Source organism: Amycolatopsis sp. NPDC049253 (assembly GCF_040678995.1).
In the GTDB taxonomy this organism is placed as follows: Bacteria; Actinomycetota; Actinomycetes; order Mycobacteriales; family Pseudonocardiaceae; genus Amycolatopsis.
The window spans coordinates 13557-32024 of sequence record NZ_JBFAQX010000043.1; the positions used below are offsets into that span (position 1 = coordinate 13557).

At 71.2% G+C, this 18468-nt stretch carries 20 protein-coding genes; 11 read left to right on the forward strand and 9 right to left on the reverse strand.

Features of this window, described 5'->3' with window-relative positions; genetic code table 11:
* The first annotated feature begins 354 nt into the window (after positions 1-354).
* The gene (locus AB0K15_RS44630; protein WP_364066525.1) at positions 355-726 is read left to right on the forward strand and encodes a hypothetical protein; all 372 of its coding nucleotides are present in this window, start codon (positions 355-357) and stop codon (positions 724-726) included.
* Between the two features lie 163 nt (positions 727-889).
* Here AB0K15_RS44630 and AB0K15_RS44635 read toward each other — a convergent pair whose 3' ends face one another.
* The 5 genes from AB0K15_RS44635 to AB0K15_RS44655 form a co-directional block, all read right to left on the reverse strand.
* The gene (locus tag AB0K15_RS44635) at positions 890-1078 is read right to left on the reverse strand and encodes a VOC family protein (protein WP_364066528.1); all 189 of its coding nucleotides are present in this window, start codon (positions 1076-1078) and stop codon (positions 890-892) included.
* 77 nt (positions 1079-1155) lie between these two features.
* Positions 1156-2655, reverse strand: a complete 1500-nt coding sequence (locus tag AB0K15_RS44640; RefSeq protein ID WP_364066531.1) for a PQQ-binding-like beta-propeller repeat protein — start codon at positions 2653-2655, stop codon at positions 1156-1158.
* 125 nt (positions 2656-2780) lie between these two features.
* A complete protein-coding gene (locus tag AB0K15_RS44645) occupies positions 2781-3512 on the reverse strand; it encodes an FAD:protein FMN transferase (RefSeq protein WP_364066534.1) in 732 nt (243 codons plus the stop codon).
* The gene (locus AB0K15_RS44650) at positions 3512-3919 is read right to left on the reverse strand and encodes an FMN-binding protein (RefSeq protein WP_364066537.1); all 408 of its coding nucleotides are present in this window, start codon (positions 3917-3919) and stop codon (positions 3512-3514) included. The genes AB0K15_RS44645 and AB0K15_RS44650 overlap by 1 nt, the downstream gene beginning before the upstream one ends.
* Before the next feature lie 10 nt (positions 3920-3929).
* A complete protein-coding gene (locus AB0K15_RS44655; RefSeq protein WP_364066540.1) occupies positions 3930-5285 on the reverse strand; it encodes a ferredoxin reductase family protein in 1356 nt (451 codons plus the stop codon).
* Positions 5286-5424: 139 nt separating this feature from the next.
* Here AB0K15_RS44655 and AB0K15_RS44660 point away from each other — a divergent pair, with 139 nt between their 5' ends.
* Positions 5425-6126 (forward strand): response regulator transcription factor, encoded by a 702-nt coding sequence (locus AB0K15_RS44660; protein ID WP_364066543.1) that lies wholly within the window; start codon positions 5425-5427, stop codon positions 6124-6126.
* A 5-nt stretch (positions 6127-6131) separates the two neighbouring features.
* Positions 6132-7574 carry a HAMP domain-containing sensor histidine kinase gene (locus AB0K15_RS44665; protein ID WP_364066645.1) on the forward strand — a complete coding sequence of 481 codons (1443 nt, stop codon included), beginning with the start codon at positions 6132-6134 and terminating at the stop codon, positions 7572-7574.
* On the opposite strand, the gene AB0K15_RS44670 is transcribed toward AB0K15_RS44665, so the two are convergent.
* Positions 7546-8220, reverse strand: coding sequence for a pyridoxamine 5'-phosphate oxidase family protein (locus tag AB0K15_RS44670; RefSeq protein ID WP_364066546.1), 675 nt, complete (start codon positions 8218-8220; stop codon positions 7546-7548). The two genes, AB0K15_RS44665 and AB0K15_RS44670, sit on opposite strands and share 29 nt — an antisense overlap.
* A 95-nt stretch (positions 8221-8315) precedes the next feature.
* On the opposite strand from AB0K15_RS44670, the gene AB0K15_RS44675 reads away from it, so the two are divergent.
* Together AB0K15_RS44675 and AB0K15_RS44680 are read left to right on the forward strand one after the other, a co-directional pair.
* Complete coding sequence (locus AB0K15_RS44675) at positions 8316-9686, forward strand: PLP-dependent aminotransferase family protein (protein ID WP_364066549.1); 1371 nt, start codon at positions 8316-8318, stop codon at positions 9684-9686.
* Positions 9687-10527: 841 nt separating this feature from the next.
* Entirely contained in the window at positions 10528-11625 is a 1098-nt protein-coding gene (locus AB0K15_RS44680; protein WP_364066552.1) for a D-alanine--D-alanine ligase family protein, read from the forward strand.
* 46 nt (positions 11626-11671) lie between these two features.
* Here the strand turns inward: AB0K15_RS44680 and AB0K15_RS44685 are convergent, their stop codons facing one another.
* Entirely contained in the window at positions 11672-12139 is a 468-nt protein-coding gene (locus AB0K15_RS44685) for a hypothetical protein (protein ID WP_364066555.1), read from the reverse strand.
* A gap of 450 nt (positions 12140-12589) precedes the next feature.
* Between AB0K15_RS44685 and AB0K15_RS44690 the strand changes: the two genes are divergently transcribed.
* Entirely contained in the window at positions 12590-13939 is a 1350-nt protein-coding gene (locus tag AB0K15_RS44690; protein WP_364066558.1) for an MFS transporter, read from the forward strand.
* Here AB0K15_RS44690 and AB0K15_RS44695 read toward each other — a convergent pair.
* On the reverse strand, positions 13920-14465 hold the full coding sequence (locus AB0K15_RS44695; protein WP_364066561.1) for a DUF3515 domain-containing protein: 546 nt from the start codon (positions 14463-14465) through the stop codon (positions 13920-13922). The two genes, AB0K15_RS44690 and AB0K15_RS44695, sit on opposite strands and share 20 nt — an antisense overlap.
* Before the next feature lie 19 nt (positions 14466-14484).
* Positions 14485-14718, reverse strand: a complete 234-nt coding sequence (locus tag AB0K15_RS44700; protein ID WP_285969653.1) for an Lrp/AsnC ligand binding domain-containing protein — start codon at positions 14716-14718, stop codon at positions 14485-14487.
* 138 nt (positions 14719-14856) lie between these two features.
* Between AB0K15_RS44700 and AB0K15_RS44705 the strand changes: the two genes are divergently transcribed.
* The 5 genes from AB0K15_RS44705 (at position 14857) to AB0K15_RS44725 (ending at position 18415) form a co-directional block, all read left to right on the forward strand.
* The gene (locus AB0K15_RS44705; RefSeq protein WP_364066565.1) at positions 14857-15819 is read left to right on the forward strand and encodes a thiamine-phosphate kinase; all 963 of its coding nucleotides are present in this window, start codon (positions 14857-14859) and stop codon (positions 15817-15819) included.
* A 10-nt stretch (positions 15820-15829) separates the two neighbouring features.
* Entirely contained in the window at positions 15830-16303 is a 474-nt protein-coding gene (locus AB0K15_RS44710) for a GNAT family N-acetyltransferase (RefSeq protein WP_364066568.1), read from the forward strand.
* Between the two features lie 16 nt (positions 16304-16319).
* Positions 16320-16850, forward strand: coding sequence for a gamma carbonic anhydrase family protein (locus tag AB0K15_RS44715; RefSeq protein WP_364066571.1), 531 nt, complete (start codon positions 16320-16322; stop codon positions 16848-16850).
* A 31-nt stretch (positions 16851-16881) separates the two neighbouring features.
* Positions 16882-17559: a uracil-DNA glycosylase gene (locus AB0K15_RS44720; protein WP_364066574.1), complete on the forward strand. Its 678-nt coding sequence runs from the start codon at positions 16882-16884 to the stop codon at positions 17557-17559.
* A 64-nt stretch (positions 17560-17623) separates the two neighbouring features.
* Positions 17624-18415: an alpha/beta hydrolase gene (locus AB0K15_RS44725; RefSeq protein ID WP_364066577.1), complete on the forward strand. Its 792-nt coding sequence runs from the start codon at positions 17624-17626 to the stop codon at positions 18413-18415.
* The last annotated feature ends 53 nt before the right edge of the window (positions 18416-18468 follow it).

Below are 18468 nucleotides of genomic sequence, written 5' to 3' on the forward strand. Positions count from 1 at the left end.
GATCGCTTCCTGCTCGTCGACGATAGGTCCGTCTCTGCATCCGGCACGCGATCTGGCAACTCGCGAGGCGGCGCAGTCTCGCTGATCGGGGCAAGCGGGAACCACGTGGCAGTCGGGGTCGAGATGGCCCCGGGACTGGCCGTACAAGATCTAGCCTCACCGTGTGCTTGATCGGTGCGAGTTACGTCCGTCCGCATGGTTTCTGATACTCGACCATTGGGCCAGTTAGCCTTTCCACCGGCGGATCGCTCCAGATATCCCAAGGTCAACCGTTCATTCGGGAGCGCAGTGTCGTCAGGCTCGTTGCTGTCGCAATGATTTGACGACGGGTAAGGTCAGGTGCATTATTATGGTATGACCGAAAGTAAAAGAAACCCGAAGATAGATGAATGGCTGGATGAAATATCAACCGGAGAACGGGCTGCTGCATTGAAGTCAACAAATCAACTTACTGCGTTGCAAGTGTCATCTGAGCTTGGAGTAGCCGAATTTCCGGATGAAATTCTACTGGCGTGGGGGCTGGAAATTGTCCGCACGCGCCGCGTGGTGAATCAGTCGGAGTCGGCATTCATAACAGTGGCGCGAAATCGTGGATGGTCGTGGAATAGGATCTGTGATCGACTTGGCTTGCCGAGTGTTGAGGCCACCGAGGAGCGCCAAGATGCGCTTGCTGTCGAACTTGACCGGACACAACCGTCGAACATTCCCGATGCCTACAAGCGGTGAATGTCATTATGTTGAAATGAAGGTTTTACTCATTTCGAGCTACATGTGCGACTAGTGCAGTTCAAGTTTCGGTGAGCTGAATCGTCGACGCTGCAGCTTGAGGTCGACGATTCAGCTCCCAGATAAGTCTGCCCCCCGTGTGACCTCGCGTAGCGGTTACGTCTCAGCTCCAGCTACCATCGGGGACGCGGATGAACAGCAGCGTGCCACCGTGGTCGAGCTCGATGCCGACCTCCGGGTCGCCCGGCTCGTCCTCCTCGGCGACGGGCCGGCCGAGGACGAGGCTCCAGAACCGGGCCAGCGCATACGGGTCAGCACAGTCGAAGGTCGTGTTCTCGACGATGGACGGCATCGATCTCCCCTTGCTCGGACGGTGTGGCCGCAGTCTGCCCGAAAAGACCGGCCTCGCGCGAGGCGGTTTCGCCGACGTCAGGCGGGGAAGCCGACGACGGGCGCGGGCGTGCCGCCGGACGTACTGCCGGCCAGGACGATCGCGCCCGGCGCCGGCACGAGCCGTGGGTCCGACAGCGGGCCCGAGCCGTCCGTCCGCACCTCCCGGCTGGTCGGCGCGCCCCCGTCGAAGTCCTGCACGACCAGGGTCACATCGCGGCCGGTGTCCTGGCACACACGCAGGTACGTGTGCCGGGTGGGGGCGTCGGCCGAGCGCACGGGACAGGCGCCGAGGTCGATGGGGTGTGTGGCGCCGGTGCCGGGATCGAGCGCCGCGGCGGACGTCTTTTCCTGTTCGATCACGGGAATCGGTCCCACGTCCGTCCGCACCCACCGCGACGCGTCCGGCCGGGCCAGCAGCCGGCCGGTCTCGGTGTCGAAGAGGCCGTTGAGGACCGAGCCGGGAGAAGCGGCGCGGCCGACGAGCCGCAGCCACACGACGGCGCCGTCTGTGGTGGCGGCGGGGGAGATGTCCAGCCGTTCGCCGTCGGGGCCGGTGGTCTCGACCACATGGCGCCAGCGTTCGCGGCCGGTCACCTCGTCGAGCGCGACGAGTCCCGCGGAACGCCCGCACTCCAGCGCGGCCAGCACCACCGTCCGGGCCTGCGCGGGCAAGGTGTACGGGTTTCGGCACCCGGCCGGCGCGGACCACCGCCAGAGCTCGTCGCCGGTCCGGATGTCGTAGCCGACGTACGCGTCGTCGCGGATGGTCAAGGTCCTGGTGCTCACCAGGATCTCGCCGGTCTCGACCAGGACCGACGGCACCACGCGGTCGAAGCGCGCGGTGCCGGTGTCGGCGTCGAGGACGACCACCAGGTCGTTGCTGCTGTCGGTCTTCGACGCGAACGCGGCCACGACCGTCCGCCGGTCGGCGGACGCGAGCAGCGCGTGGACGTGCGCGCCCGGCCGGGCGTAGGACCAGTCGCGGCTGCCGTCGAGCCCGTCGAGCGCCGTCACCGAACCGTCGGCGGCCGCGACGACGACCCCGTGCCCGGCGGCTGCCACCGCGCTCACGTCGGCCGGTGGCTGCCACGACCACTGCCGGCCGCCGGGCTTCTCGGCCACCGGTTCGGGGGTCAGGTCCGGCACGCCGCGGGTCGTGCTCGCGGTGGCGGCCCGGTCCGCGGCGAACGGCGCCGCCACCCCCGCGGCCAGCACCCCGACGGGACGGACCCGCCACGGCGGGGAGCCGAACAGCCCGATCGCCACCCCCACCGCACCCACGGCGAGCACCGGGGTGTCCAGGCCGGGCACGCCACCCCGCACGTCGAGCGCCAGCCGCACCACGGCGGCCACGGCGGTGGCGATCCCGAGAGCCGCCGCTGCCACCCGCACCTTGCGCGACCGCGCCAGCCCCAGCGGCGCGGCGACGGCCGCTCCGGCGACGAACCACAGCAGCCCCACGCCGCTCGCTCTCGTCGCGCCTCCCGACAAGAACGGCGCGACCACCACGCACACCACACCGGCAACCGTCGTCAACCGCAGCACGCTCAGTACGACGCAGCTCGCGGGCTCGCGTTTCACCGCCGCCGTGAACATCCGGTGACGACGAAATCACATCGGCGCCGGTCGGAAGCTCACCGAGTGCACTGTGGACACTCGCGTCAGGCGAGGGCCAGGCCGGGGGAGCGGTAAACGCGCCGCTGGGCGTCGACGATGAGCACGTCGCAGCCGGGTTGGTCGGCGGCCCAGGCGATGCCGTCGGTGCCGAGCGCGAACGCGGCGGTGGCCAGCGCGTCGGCGTGCGTGAGGTCTTCGGCGACGACGGTGACGCTCAGCAGCCCGGTGGCGGGCAGGCCGGTGCGGCCGTCGAGCACGTGGGCGCCGCGTTCGTACGCGCCCGAGGTGGCGACGGCGCCGTCGCGGGAGGCGACCACGGCGCACACCGCTTCGGGCTGTTCGGGGTGGCGAATGCCGACGCGCCACGGTCGCCCGGGCTCCGGTTCGCCCGCGGTGACGACGTCGCCGCCGGCGTTGAGGCAGAACCGCCGCGCGCCGGCCGCGTGGAGGCGATCGGCGGCGCGCTGCACGGCCCAGCCTTTGACGACGGCGCACGGGTCGAGGCCACGGCCGGGCAGGCGGGCGGAGAAGGCGCCGCCGGAGAGGCCTTCGTAGTACGCGCAGAGGCCGAGCACCTCGTCGAGGTCCGCGCTGAGTTCGGTGGTTTCGCCGCGGTCGTAGCGGCAGACCTCGCTGCCGGCGCGGAACGGACTGAAGCGGGCGTCGACCTCGCGCAGCCATCGGAACGCGTCGGCGATGGCGCCGGTGAAGTCGCCTTCGTCACGCAGGTCGAGGGACACGGGCAGACCCATCACCTGCTCGACGTGCGAGGCCATCACGAGCCCTTCGCGTCGAGCGCCGCCTGCAGCGACTTGATGTACGACTCGCTGGTCTGCGTCGCTCCCGAGACGGTGTCGATGTCCGCGCTCTGCGCCTGCAGGGCTTCCTCGCGCAGCAGCGGGATCGCGTCGACGCCGCGGCCGCTGTCCGGCTGCTGCACGAGGGTGACGTCGGTGATCCGGCTGCCAGAGAAGGACACCTGCACCTGCACCGTGCCGAACTCGGTCGACTCCGCGCTGCCCTGCGTCGTCAGGGCGCCGGAACCGGCCGAAGTGGACGGTGCCATGCTGACCTGCGGGGCACTCGTGGCGGTGCTGCCGCTCGCCGCCGGCGTCGGGTCGAAGCGCCACACCGCCACGAACCCGGCGATCGACAGGGCGACCACGAAGATCGTCTTCTTCATCGGAAGCTCCTCACGCGGCCAGGCTGAAGCGTTCGGCGTGCACCTGGGTGCCGGGCACGCGCAGCTCCCGCAGGCTGCGCAGCACGGCCGACGTCATCCCGGGCGGACCGCAGACGAACACGTCGCGGTCGCCGAGGTCCGGCACCAGCGCGTGGAGCGCGGCGGGACCGAGCATCGGACCGTGGGGGCCGTGCAGATCCGACGGTCCACTGAGGACGTGCACGACGGCGCCGCGGGTCTTGGCCAGCGCGTGCAGCTCGGGGAGGAGCACGGCGTCGGCCGGTGTCCGCACGCGGTAGAGCAGCACGACGTGACCGCTCACGTCTTCGAGCAGGGCGCGGATCGGCGTGATGCCGACCCCGCCGGCGATGAGCAGCGCGTTGGGCCGTTGCTGGTGGATGGTGGTGAAGGCGCCGTATGGTCCTTCGGCGAACACGCGCGTGCCGATCGGCAGCGACCGCAGGCTCGCGCTGGAGCTGCCGACGGCCTTGGCCGTGAGCCGCAGCGTGCGGCCGTCGGGCGCGGCCGAGAGGGAGAACGGGTTGGCCTGCCACCAGCGGTCACGCGTGAGGAAGCGCCAGAGGAAGAACTGCCCCGCGCGAGCCGGCAGCCGGTCGAGGTCGCGGCCGGTCATGTAGACGGACACGGTGTCGGGCGACTCGGGTACCACGGCGACCACCCGCAGCCGGTGGCGCAGGTTGCGGCGCAACGGCAGGAGCACGCGCCCGGCCAGCACGGCGAGACCCGCGCCCAGCCACAGCGTCCACCAGTACGCGCGGGCGGCCGGGTGGCTCGCGAACGACTGCCCGACGGCGATCTGGTGCGTGAAGGCCAGGACCACGGCGGCGTAGGTGTAGAGGTGCACGAAGTGCCACGTCTCGTAGGCCATCCGCTTGCGCGCGAAACGGGCGGAAGCCGCGCCGACCACGAGGATGAGCACGAACGCGACGATCGCGCGCAGGATCCCCTCGGTGGTGTTCGCCAAGTGCACGAGCTCGTCGGCCGCGTTCGTGCGCTCGACGGCGGAGTAGCCGACGACCACCAGCACCACGTGCGCGACCAGCAGCCACAGCAGGCTGAAGCCCGTCCAGCGGTGCCACGACGTGAGCCGGTCCATGCCGAGCCGGCGGTCGAGCCATGGCAGGCGGGCGACGAGCAGCAGCTGCACGGCCATGGCCTGCGCCGCGTAGATGCCGGCGAGGCGCCCGGCGCTGATCAGCGGGTCGTCCGACAGGTCGCCCAGGGCGAAGAACACCGTGGCGAGCACCACGTTGGCCGCCAGGAACGCGAAGATCCACGCCTTGGCGACCACGCGCGGCGCCACCGCCGGGCGGGGCGGGACGGCGATCGGGGTCAGGACACTCACGGGGAATCCCTTCGGCTCGGGTGTCACGAACGCCAGCGTCACCGCGGAACCTGTGGCGGATCTGGGCGGAACCTGTCGACTGGCTGTCGGCCGGGCGCTCCGCTCGCGCGCCCGCGCGGTGGTCACGGAGGATGGTGGGGTGGAGAACCCGAACCCGGTGCGGCTGCTCGTCGTCGACGACGAACCGCACATCGCCGATCTCGTCGCGACCGTCGCCCGCTACGAGGGTTGGCAGGCCGTGACCGCGGGCTCGGGCGCGGCCGCGCTCAGCCGCGCGGCGGAGTTCGGGCCCGACATCGTGGTGCTCGACCTGATGCTGCCCGACCTCGACGGCTTCACCGTGCTCGACCGCCTGCGCGAACACGGCAACGCCGTGCCCGTGGTCTTCCTGACGGCGAAGGACGCGACGGCCGACCGCATCGCCGGCCTCACGCGAGGCGGCGACGACTACCTCGTGAAGCCGTTCTCCGTCGAGGAGCTGATGGCGCGGCTGCGGGCGGTGCTTCGCCGGAGCATCTCTCTGCCGCAGGCGCCGCGGCCCGCGGTGTTGCGCGTGGCGGACCTGACACTCGACGAGGACACCCGCGAGGTCCGTCGCGGCGATCGGCCGGCCGAGCTGACGCCGACCGAGTACGAGCTCCTGCGGTACCTCATGCGCCGTTCGCCGTCCGTGCTCACGAAGGCGCAGATCCTCGACCACGTGTGGGAGTACGACTTCGGCGGCCGGTCCAATGTGGTCGAGCTGGTGATCTCGCACCTGCGCCGCAAGCTCGACGACGGCGCCGAACCGCTGATCCACACCGTGCGCGGCGTCGGCTACGTCGTGCGGGCGGGCCGGTGAAGCGGCTGCGACGCTGGGTTCGCCGCTGGTATGCCGCGTGGCGCGCGTCGCGGCTCGGCACCCGGCTGGCGTTCGGGCTCGGCGCGCTGGCGCTGGTGGTGTTCGCGATCGTGGGGACCGTCACCGTCGGGTTCATGCACGGCTACCTCGACCGCCGCCTCGACGAACAGCTCAGGACGAGCCAGGTCGCGCAGGTGCCCGGGCTGCGCAGCTCCCACGGCAACCCGGAAGCCGTCTACTCGTGGTTCTCGGCGGTGTTCGAGGTCGACCGCGGGGTGGCGACCCCGCAGCCCGGCAGCAACCTGCCGACGGACATCACCCCGCTCGCCGACGTCGCTTCCGACGCGACTGGTGGAGACGTGTTCCGCACGGTCTACCTCCACGGTGACGGGCCGTATCGCGTGCGGGCGTGCCCGGTCGCGACGGATTCGGCCGGCAGCGGAACCGTGTTGCTGAGCGCTGCGCCGCAGGCGGACCTGGACAACACGGTGCGGCAGCTGGTGCTGGCCGAGGTGATCGCGTTCCTCATCGCGCTGGCGATCCTCGTCGTGGTGGGACGGCTCGTGCTGCGCCGCGGCCTGCAACCGTTGTCGGACATGGCGGGCACGGCGCACGACATCGCGTCGCACGACCTCACGGGAACCGCGAACCTGCCGGTGCGCGCCACGGGCGAGGGCGGTGGCGCGGAGGTGGCGGAGCTGCGGACGGCGTTCAACGTGATGCTCACGCACATCGAGTCGTCGCTCGCCGCTCGCACGGCCGCCAACGAACGCCTTCGCCGGTTCGTGGCCGACGCGTCGCACGAGCTGCGTACGCCGTTGACATCGATCCGGGGCTACGCCGACCTTTTCCGGTACGCGGCGGCGAACGAACCCGAGGAACGCGAGGCGCACCTGGCGAAGATCCGCGAGGAGACGGCCCGGATGAGCGTGCTCGTCGACGATCTGCTGCTGCTCGCGCGCCTCGACGCCCACGACGCGGAGCCGCCGGTGCGGCCCGAACGCGTGGACGTCGTCCCGGTCGCCGAGGCCGCCGCGGATGCGTTCCGGGCGGGGCGGCCGTCGCATCCGCTAAAGGTTTCGCTGGGTGCTGCGGGGGTTTTCGTCGACGCGGATCCCGTGCGGCTGCGGCAGATTTTCGACAACCTGCTGGCGAACGCGGCCGTGCACACTCCTTCGGGGACTTTGGTGTGGTTGTCGGTGTCGGTGGCGGATTCCCGTGCGGTGATCCAGGTGGAGGACGCCGGGCCGGGGATCGCGCCGGAGGATCAGCAGCGGATCTTCGACCGGTTCTTCCGCGTCGACAACTCGCGTACGCGGTCGGCGGGTGGCACCGGTCTGGGCCTGTCCGTGGTGCACTCGCTGGTGGTGGAACACGGCGGCACGGTGGAGGTCGCGAGCCGGCCGGGCCGGACCGTGTTCAGCGTGCGGCTGCCGCTGGCCGGGTGACGCGGCCGGCGACGTGGTCGGGAACGCTCCAGCCGGCGGGCAGATCGGCCGACGGTTCGGGCTCGCCGAAGACGGTTTTCACCGGGAGGACACCGGCCCAGGCTTCGTTGGCGCTCACGTCTTCCGGCTCGTCGCCGGGGCCTTCGGCGCGCAGCTTCACCGAGGCTTCGGCGAGGTCGAGCGCGAGGACGGAGACCGCGGCGAACTCCTTCGCGTTCACGCCACGCGCGTGGTCCCAGGAGCCGGGGGAGAGGTGGTCGGTGAGCACGCGCAGGGCGTGGAGCTTCTCGTCGCGGTCGGTGATGAGGCGCGCGCGGCCGAGGATGACGGCGCTGCGGTAGTTCATGGAGTGGTTGTTGACCGAGCGGGCGTAGACGATGCCGTCGAGCAGCGTGACGGTGACGCAGACGTCCAGGTCCTGCGCCGCGGTGCGCAGACTGGCCGCGCCCGTGGAACCATGCAGGTAGAGCGTGTCGCCGTCGCGGCCGTAGCCGGTGGGCAGCACGAGCGGCGTGCCGTCGCGGACGAGGCCGAGGTGGCAGATCAGGGCCTCGTCGAGCACGGCGTGCAGCGTCGCGCGGTCGGTGGCCGCGCGGTTCTTCTTGCGGCCGAGGGTCGTGCGGGGGGTCGGCGAGAGGCTGGTCATGTCCGCAGTGTCGCGCGGGTGAGTGGACGTGTTGAACGGCCACTTCTTCTACACTTGGGAAGTCCACTTTCTCGATTCTCGCTCGGGAGGATTCGTTGTCGTACGCCGACACCGCGCTACCGGTGAGCCTCGACCGCGAGGCGAGCACCCCACTGGCCGTGCAGCTGGCCGACGCCCTGCGCGAGGCCGCCGCGAGCGGGCACCTGCGCGGTGGCGACCGGCTGCCGTCCACGCGCGCGCTGGCCGAACGGCTCGGGGTTTCGCGGACGGTGACCTCGGCCGCGTACGAGCAGCTGCACGCCGAAGGCTGGATCGCCGGCCGCCACGGCTCCGGCACCTACGTGACGACACCGCCGACGCGCGCGGCCGCGTCGGTGTCCCCGGCGGGACCGCTCGCGCCGGAACCCGACACGGCGCCCGTGCTGGATCTGACGCCGGGCACGCCGTGGGCGGCCGGTCTGGACCGCGCGGCCTGGCGCCGCGCCTGGCGGGCGGCGGCCGACCCGGAGCCGCTGGTCCGCGCCCACCGCGCCGGCCTGCCCGAGTACCGCGCGGCCGTTTCGGAACACCTGTTGCGGCACCGCGGTCTGGCCGCCGGCTCGGTCCTGGCGACGGGTGGGACCACGGCCGCCGTCGTGGAGCTGGCCGCCGCGGTGCTGCGCCGCGGCGCGGTGGTGGCGTTCGAGGAACCGGGTTACCAGCGGGCCGTGCAGGCGTTCCGCTCGGCCGGGCTGACGGTGGTGGGCGTGCCCGTCGACCAGGAGGGCCTCCGTCCCGACGCCATCCCCGCCGGCGCGCGGGCGGTTTATTGTTCGCCGGCGCACCAGTACCCGATGGGCAGCCGCATGAGCGCGGCACGCCGCGTGGAGCTCGTGGAACGCGCCCGCGCCGACGGCATGCTCGTCATCGAGGACGACTACGACGGCGAGCTGCGCTTCGACGTCGCCCCGCTGCCCATGCTGGCCGCCCTCGCGCCCGACGTCGTCGTCCACCTGGGAACGACGAGCAAGATCCTCACGCCCACGCTCGGCGCCGGCTGGCTCGTCGCGCCCGCCTCGGTCACCGAGGCCGTGCTCGCCTACCGCGACCTCACCGGCACCCGCCCCTCGCCGGCCGGCCAGCGCGTGCTGGTGGAGCTCGCCCGCCACGGCGACCTGGGCCGCCACCTGCGCAAACTCCGCCGCGAACTCGCCGAACGCCGTTCTCTCCTGTCCGACGCCCTCACCTCCGCCGCCATCCCCATCCTCGGCGACGACGCCGGCGCCCACCTCGTCGTCCCCTTTGCGTCCGCCGCGCAGGAAACCCGCTGCCTGGCCGAAGCCGACCGCCAGGGCATCCGCCTCGACGGGCTGGCGCGCCACTTCGCCGGGACGCCGACGGTGCACGGCGTGGCGCTCGGGTACGCGGGCTGCTCGCGGGAGGCGTTGGTGAGCGCCCTGCCGGCTTTGGTGGGTTTGCTTCGCTGACCGGTCGCGCCGGCCGCTTTCCACGGCGGCTGCCGCACTGCGCGTGTGGTCTGGTGGCACCTTGGTCGTCGCGCTTGGTGCCGCGGGCCGCTCTTGCGGGGCTCTCGTGGCGCTGCTTCGCCTCTGGCGATGAGCGGCGTGCTGCGTGAGTGGTCCAGGAGTACCTCAGGTTTCATGCTCACTGCCGCGGGCTTCTCTCGCGAGGCGGTCGTGGGGGCATGGCCACCGACGGGTCAACTTCGGTCGCTGCGAGGTCCGAGGCATCTCCGACTGCGCCGACGAGCGGCGTACTGCGACCGGTCCAGTGGCGCCTTGGCCGTCAGCTCGGTGCTGCGGGGCGCGCTCGCGAGGCTACGTCGCCGCTGGCGGCGGGGTTTGCTTCGCTGGTCGCAACGGTGGCGCTGCTTCGCTTCTGGCGATGAGCGGCGTGCTGGCGCGAATGGTCCAGCGGCGCCGTAGTCACTCGGCTACGGCGCAAACCCCGGCGCCCGCCGCCGACGGCGCGGGCCGTGCGCTCCGCGTTGCGGTGCCATGGTGCCGCCGGCCCTGGCCGCACCATGCGGCCGCGGCCGAGGCCCGCCGACTCGCGGCAGTGAGCGGCGTCGAGCGCGAGCGGTCCCACGGTGACTCATGTGCAGCGCGACCAGTCCACTCGGGCAACCGCTCACGAGGCCTCCGTCACGACCCGGCTGCGCCTGCAACCGGACGCACCCCAGCGTCGGCCGAGCACTCGATCATGCCCGGCCCGCGCCCGCCACCCCCGCCCGTGGACGGGCCCGGGGAGTCGTCGCAACGCCGGGTGCGCGCCGTTCGCCGTGGTCACCCGGTACGGTGAGCGACCATGAGTGCTGAGAAGATCCGCGTGGCGGTCGTGTTCGGCGGGCGCAGCAGCGAGCACACCATCTCGTGCCTGTCGGCGGGCAGCGTGATCGCGAACCTGGATCCGGAGCGCTACGAGGTGCTCCCCGTGGGCATCACCCCGCAGGGTGGCTGGGTGCTCGGCACCGGCGACCCGAAGGAGCTGAGCATCCAGGGCCGCGAGCTGCCGACCGTGGAGTCCGGCCGCGCGCTCGTGCTGGCGGGCGACCCGACCAGCCGCGAGCTGCGCACGGTCGACCCCGGGCAGGCGACCGAGGTGCTCGGCACCGTCGACGTGGTCTTCCCGGTGCTGCACGGCGCGTTCGGCGAGGACGGCACCATCCAGGGCCTGCTCGAAATGGCCGACATCCCCTACGTCGGCCCGGGCGTGCTGGCCAGCGCCGCCGCCATGGACAAGGAGTACGCGAAGAAGCTCCTCGCCGCGGAGGGGCTGCCGGTGGGCACGTACGCGGCGCTCCGCCGTGGACAGTCCACTTTGGCCCAGCGTGACCGGGAACGCTTGGGGCTGCCCGTTTTCGTGAAGCCCTCGCGCGCGGGCTCGTCCGTGGGCATCTCACGCGTCACCGACTGGTCCGATGTGGACGCCGCCATCGAGCTGGCCCGCCGCACCGACCCGAAGGTGCTCGTGGAGGCCGCCGTCGTCGGGCGTGAGGTCGAGTGCGGCGTGCTGGAGTTCCCCGACGGCCGCGTGGAAGCGTCGCTGCCGGCGGAGATCCGCGTGCTCGCCGAGGGCGAGGACGCCTGGTACGACTTCGAGACCAAGTACCTCGGCGAAGACGCCGAGCTGGACATCCCGGCCAAGCTCGACGACGCCCTCACCGACCGCCTGCGCGCCATGGCCGTCGAGGCCTTCCGCGCGCTCGACTGCCAGGGCCTGGCCCGCGTCGACTTCTTCGTCACCGACGCCGGCGACCTCGTCATCAACGAGGTCAACACCATGCCCGGCTTCACCACGAAGTCCGCCTACCCGAAGATGTGGGAGGTCACGGGCGTCGACTACAGCACGCTCCTGTCGACCCTCATCGAAACCGCCATCGCCCGCGGTACCGGCCTTCGCTGACACGACACAGGGTCACCCACCTGGGTGACCCTGTGCGTGCGCTTGATCAGGGGATCGACTTACCCAGTGCGAGCAGCGCCGCCGGCGTCAGGAACGTGTAGAGCGACGTGACGGTCAGGATCCCGCCGAGCACCTTGCCGGGCAGCTTGCCGTAGGTCGTGGCCGCCACCGCGAGGAACGCGACCAGCCACACCACGAGGATCGAGTGCAGCATCCAGCTGCCGTCGAAGAACTTCCACCACAACAGCGGCACCACGGCCACCGCCACGGCCAGGTTGCCGACCGGCCGGAGGTCCAGGCCTCGCACGAGAGTCACCCCCAGCGTGGTGAAGAAGGTGCCGTAGAACGTGACGATTCCGGCCAATGGGATGCCCGTCGCAGGCGGTGCCGTCGCGATGATCACGGCGGCCTGCAGGAGGTCCACGACGCCGGCGAGCAGCGTCACCCAGCCGACCGTGGTAAGCGGATTGGGGCCGTCCTCGACGGGTTTGGCGCCGATCCCGAGAAATGCCAAGCCGTTCAACCAAACGGCGAGTCCCGAGACGACGAAAATCACGGTTATCGGCGGCACTGGTGATTCCTTTCCGAGGCGGAATTCGGCGCGCGACAGGTCCACTCGGCGCACCGCGGGTCGAAAGACCAAGGGGCACAACGAGAAACGGTCGACCCGGAGCTGCGGTGATCAGGGTCGAGCGGAAGTGGAAACGGTGAAGAAAAGAAACCTCCTGACATTCCCGGCCTGATATCACGGAGAATTTCACCGGCGCGGCATTTCCCGATGATGTCGCCCGGAACAACTTGGTGTTTCCATTGTTTCGAAATCATGAACGGCTGCCGAAAAGGACTGCACCACAACCGCTGAACCGGCGAACGACGTCACCCACTACAGTGATCATCCGGTGGCACCGGGTGACGCCGACGTGACCCGCGCGTGGCACGCCCAGGCCAGGGCAGGAGGCATTGCGTGCAGATCGCATCCCGGCTCGACCGGCTCCCGGTCACTCGCCGGCACCGGTACTTCGTCGCCGTGGTGGGGGTGGCGACGTTCTTCGACCTCTACGACCTCTTCCTCGCGTCCACGATCAGCACCGTGCTCACGCACGAGTTCGGCGTCACGGCCGACGCGCTGAAGTACGTGCTCGCGTCGGCGTTCGTCGGGGCGTTCGTGGGGGCCGTCTGCCTCGGCAAGCTCGCCGACCAGCTCGGCCGGCGCCGCGCCTTCCTGCTGACGCTCGGCCTGTACTCGGTCTTCACGCTGCTCGGCGCGTTCAGCACCGACGTCTGGATGCTCGTGGTCTGCCGCTTCATCGCCGGCATCGGCATCGGCGCGGAACTCCCCGTCGCCGACGCCTACCTCGCCGACCTGCTGCCCGCGCGCGCCCGCGGCCGCGCCACCGCGTGGGCGTACACGCTCGGCTTCTGCGGCGTGCCCGCCGCCGGCTTCCTCGCCCGCGCGCTGGCCGGCCATGCGCCGCTCGGCGTCGACGGCTGGCGCTGGCTGTTCGTGATCGGCGCGCTCGGCGCGGCCGTCGTCTGGGGCCTGCGGTTCACGCTGCCCGAATCACCCCGCTGGCTCGCCGCTCGCGGGCGAGAGGCGGAAGCCGACGAGATCGTGCGCAAGCTCGAAGCCGCCGCACCGCAACCGCTCCCGGAACCCGCGCCCGAACCGCCCGCGCCCGAACCCGTGCGCTTCTCCGCGCTCCTGCGCAAACCGTGGGCGCGGCGCACCTCGATGCTCTACATCTTCCAGCTGCTGCAGGCGTTCGGCTACTACGGCTTCGGCTCGCTCGTGCCGATCGTGCTGGCCGCCAAGGGGTTCAGCCTCGTGAACTCGCTGACGTTCAGCGCGCTGACGTTCCTCGGCTACCCGATCGGTTCTGCGCTGTCGATCCCGATCATCGAGAGGATCGAGCGCAAGTGGCTGATCGTCGCGAGCGCCGCGGCGATGGCCGTGTTCGGCCTCGCGTTCGGCTACTCGACGGCCGGTGTGGCGATCGCGGTGTTCGGCTTCTGCTACACCGCCGCCAGCAACGTGTTCTCCAACGCGTTCCACACCTACCAGGGCGAGCTGTTCCCGACGTCGCTGCGCGGCACCGCCGCCGGTTCGGCCTACGCGCTTTCGCGCCTGGCCACCGCGGCGATGCCGTTCATCCTGCTGCCGATCCTGCAGGCACAGGGCGCAACCAGGATGTTCACCGTGGTGGCGGTCGCGATGGTGGTGCTGATCGTCGACGTCGCCGTTCTGGGGCCACGCACCACGGGCGACTCGCTGGAGGCGATCGCCGCCCGGACGGTCAGAACTTCAGAGGTTTGACCGGCAGCTTCGCGTTGACGGTGTCCGACACCGTCTGCAGCGGACCGGTTCCGGCCGAGTCCGGGACGGTCAACGCGATGTAGACGTCGCGGTCCACCACGTACCAGGTGGCCGCGGCGTCTTCGGTCACCTGCAGCCACTGCACGCCGTTGACCACGCGCAGCTGCGCGGTGGGGGTGAGCTCCGGCGGCCGGTCGAGCCCGCACCGCAGCACGATTGCGTCGCCGTCACCCCAGGCGACGGTGGCCTTCGGCGCGGGCTGGGCGAGCGTGCGCCGGGCGAGGTCCTGGCCGTTGGACTTCAAGGTCGCGGGCAGTGCGTCGACGATCGTCGTGCACGCCTGCGTGGTCGCCTGAGGGGCGGGAACGGCGACGAGGGGGAGCGGTCCACTCGCGACGCCCTCGCCGCTGAGCGCCGATTTCTTCGTCACCGCGAAGACGGCGACCACCACGGCCAGCGCGACCACGAGCACGGCCGCGACCACGAGGACCACCCGCGGGGGTGCGCCGGTGTCGGAATCTGCCACCCCCGAAGTGCACCATGTCTCAGAGGTGGACCACCGGGCAGGTCAGGGTCCGCGTGATGCCTTCCACGTTCTGCACCTTGGCGACCACGAGCTGGCCCAGCTGGTCCACGGTGTCCGCGGTCGCGCGCACGATCACGTCGTAGGGACCGGTGACATCCTCCGAGCTGGTGACGCCGGGCACCCCGGAGATCTCCGCCGCCACCGCGGCCGCCTTGCCGACCTCGGTCTGGATGAGGATGTATGCGTGGACCACGGCGTGCCCTTTCGTCGGTAGCGATGGAGTCGAGGTAGGAACGGTGTAGGCAAGGTATCGCCAGCCCCGGGAAAAACCTAGGGGATCCGACTGTCGGTGGTCGAGGCTTCGCACACGGAGAGAAACAGGAGGTGACCGGTGTCACCGGACGATGGCTCGGTGGCCGGGACGGGCGAGTTCGCGCTGATCCAGGCGGTCACCAACGGGCGTCGCCAGCCGGCGGCCACGCTGCTCGGCCCCGGCGACGACGCGGCCGTGGTGGCCGCGCCCGACGGCCGCGTGGTGGCGACCACGGACGTGCTGGTCCAGGGCGTGCACTTCCGCCTCGACTGGTCGAGTCCCGAGCAGGTGGGGCGCAAGGCCGTGGCGGTGAACCTGTCGGATGTCGCGGCCATGGGCGCGAAACCGACCACGGTGCTCGTGGGCTTCGCGTGTCCACCGGACACTCCCGCCCAGGTCGTGACGGAGATCATGAACGGCATGTGGGCCGAGGCGACCCGCGGCGGCGTCGGGGTGTCCGGCGGCGACATGGTGAGCGCCGACCAGATCGTGATCAGTGTCACCGCGCTCGGTGACCTCGAAGACCGCGAACCCGTGACGCGCTCCGGCGCCCGGCCCGGCGACGTCCTCGCCGTCTGCGGGCGGCTCGGCTGGGCGGCGGCGGGATTGGCCGTGCTGCGGCGAGGGTTCCGGTCGCCGGTCGGGGTCGTGAACGCGCAGCGCTGCCCGGAACCGCCGTACCCGGCCGGGCCGCAGGCCGCGCTGGCCGGCGCGACTTCGATGATCGACATCTCCGACGGGCTGCTCGCCGACCTGGGGCACATCGCCGCGGCGTCGGACGTCGGGCTCGACGTGCACACCGGGGACCTCGAGATCTCCACGCGGCTGCAGGAAGTCGGCAGCGCGCTCGGCGCCGATCCGCTGCGCTGGGTGCTCACCGGCGGCGAGGACCACGCGCTCGCGGCCACGTTCCCGCCGTTCGACGAGCTGCCCGAGGGCTGGCGCAAGATCGGCGCCGTGACCATGCCCGGATCCGGGGTGACGGTGGACGGCAAGGAGTACGGCCACGAAGGCGGCTGGGAGCACTGGCAGCGGCACTAGGCTGTCGCCCGTGGAGATCCGAGCGGTCGCCTACGACCACCCCGACGCGACCAAGCTGATGGCGGAAGTGCAGCTCGAGTACGTGCGCCGCTACGGCAGCGAAGACTCGACGCCGATGGACCCTTCGCAGTTCGCGCCCCCGCGCGGACTGTTCCTCGTCGGCTACCTCGACGACGTGCCCGTGGCGTCCGGCGCGTGGCGCGCGCACGACGGGCCGGCGCCCGCGTTCGGCCCCGGCGACGTGGAGCTGAAGCGGATGTACGTCGTGGAATCCGCGCGGGGCAAGGGTTTCGCGCGCGCGATGCTGGCGGAGCTGGAACGTACCGCGATCGCGGCGGGGCGGCTGCGGGCCGTGCTGGAGACGGGTACCGAACAGCCGGAGGCGATCGCCCTCTACCGTTCGTCGGGCTACTGGGAGATCCCGGGTTTCGGCGTGTACAAGGACGAGCCGGACAACCGGTGTTTCGGCAAGAACCTCGTGTGACCAACGGGAGACGGCTTTGGCGATCTACGCGCTCGGCGACCTCGAACCCTCGATCCACCCCGACGCCTACGTCCACCCCGACGCCACTGTGATCGGCGACGTGCGCATCGGCCCGCGCGCTTCGGTGTGGCCGCAGACGGTGCTGCGCGGCGACCACGGCTACATCGAGATCGGCGAACGGTCCAACGTGCAGGACGGCTGCGTCCTGCACTGCACCAAGAAGCACCCGACGATCCTCGGGCCGTCGTCGGCCATCGGCCACGCCGTGCACGTCGAGGGCGCGGTGATCGGCACCGGCTGCCTCATCGCGTCGGGTTCGGTGGTGCTGAACGGAACCGTGATCGAGGACGGCGGGATGGTCGGGGCGGGCGCGGTGCTGTCGTACAACTCGCACGTGGGCCCGGGCGAGATCGCGCTCGGTGTGCCGGCGAAGGTGCGGCCGAACAAGTCGTTCTCCGCCGAACAGATCGCCACGGTGGTCGACTCGTACGTGCGCCGCGGGGCGCGGTTCCGTGAAGAGCTGCGGCGGCTCGACCCGCCACGGTGACGCCGCTCGCACCGCGCTAGGCTCGCGGGCCGTGACCGCACGACCGCTGCACGAGATCGTCGAAGCCGGCTGGGCGCAGGCCCTCGAGCCCGTGGCCCCGCAGGTCAGCGCGATGGGGGAGTTCCTCCGCGCGGAGATCGCGGCGGGCCGCACGTACCTGCCGGCGGGTGAGCACGTGCTGCGGGCGTTCAAGCAGCCGTTCCACGACGTGCGGGTGCTGATCGTCGGTCAGGACCCGTATCCGACGCCGGGCCACGCGGTCGGCCTGAGCTTCTCGGTGGCGCCCGAAGTGCGGCCGCTGCCGAAGAGCCTCGTCAACATCTACAAGGAGTACGCCGAGGACCTCGGGCACCCGTTGCCGACCAACGGCGACCTGACGCCGTGGGCCGACCAGGGCATCCTGCTGCTCAACCGCGCGCTCACGGTGCAGCCCGGCAAGCCGAACTCCCACCAGGGCAAGGGCTGGGAACAGGTGACCGAGCAGGCGATCAAGGCGCTCGCGGCCCGCGACGAGCCGATGGTGGCGATCCTCTGGGGTCGCAACGCCCGCAACCTGCGGCCGATGCTGGGTGACATCCCGTGCATCGAGTCGGCGCACCCGAGCCCACTTTCGGCCCACAACGGCTTCTTCGGCTCGCGGCCGTTCAGCCGCGCGAACCAGCTGCTGGCCGACCAGGGCGCGGCGCCGGTGGAGTGGAAACTTCCCTGAGCCGGTCCGGTCGCGGCCGGCGGCTTCGACCTCCAAGGTGAGAACGACACCCAGGAGGACAGCCATGACCACCACCGTCACTTCCGCCGACGGCACGCCGATCGCGTTCGACATCTACGGCACGGGGTCGCCGGTGCTGCTCGTCGGTGGCGCCGTGAACGACCGGACGACCGTGGCCGCGCTTGCCGCCGTGCTGGCCGAGGCCGGGTTCCAGGGTGTTGCCGTTGATCGGCGAGGCCGTGGTGAGAGCGGGGACGGGCCCGTGTACTCGGTGGAGCGCGAGCTCGACGATCTGTCGGCCGTGATCGACGCGGTCGGGGGCGCGGCGGCCGTGTTCGGCCACTCTTCGGGCGCGATCCTGGCCCTCGAAGCGGCGGCGCGGGGGCTGCCGATCACGAAGCTGGCCGTGTACGAGCCGCCGTTCATCGTGGACGGTCAGCGGCCACGCCCTGGTGAGGACCTCGCGGACCGGCTCGGCGCGTTGATCGCCGCGGACGATCGCGACGGCGCCGTGGAGCTCTTCCTGACCGAAGGCGTCGCGGTGCCGGCCGAGGGCGTGGCCGCGATGAAGACCCAGCCCGTGTGGGACTGGTTCACCGGCTACGCGCACACGCTGCCCTACGACATCGCCGTGACCGGTCCCGGCGCGCGGTTGCCCGTGGACCGTCTGGCCGCCATCGCCGTCCCCGTGCTCGTGCTGTCGGGCGGCGCCGGGGAAGCGTGGATGGGCGAAGCGGCTCGGGCCGTCGCCGAGACCGTGCCGCACGCCCGTTACGAGTCGATTCCCGGGCAGGACCACGGTGTGCTGAACGCGCCCGAATCAGTGCGCGCGGTGCTGACCGACTTCCTGAGGTGACAAAAATGGCGAGTGCTCACCGAGCACTCGCCATTTCGTGGTTCCAGGCGCTC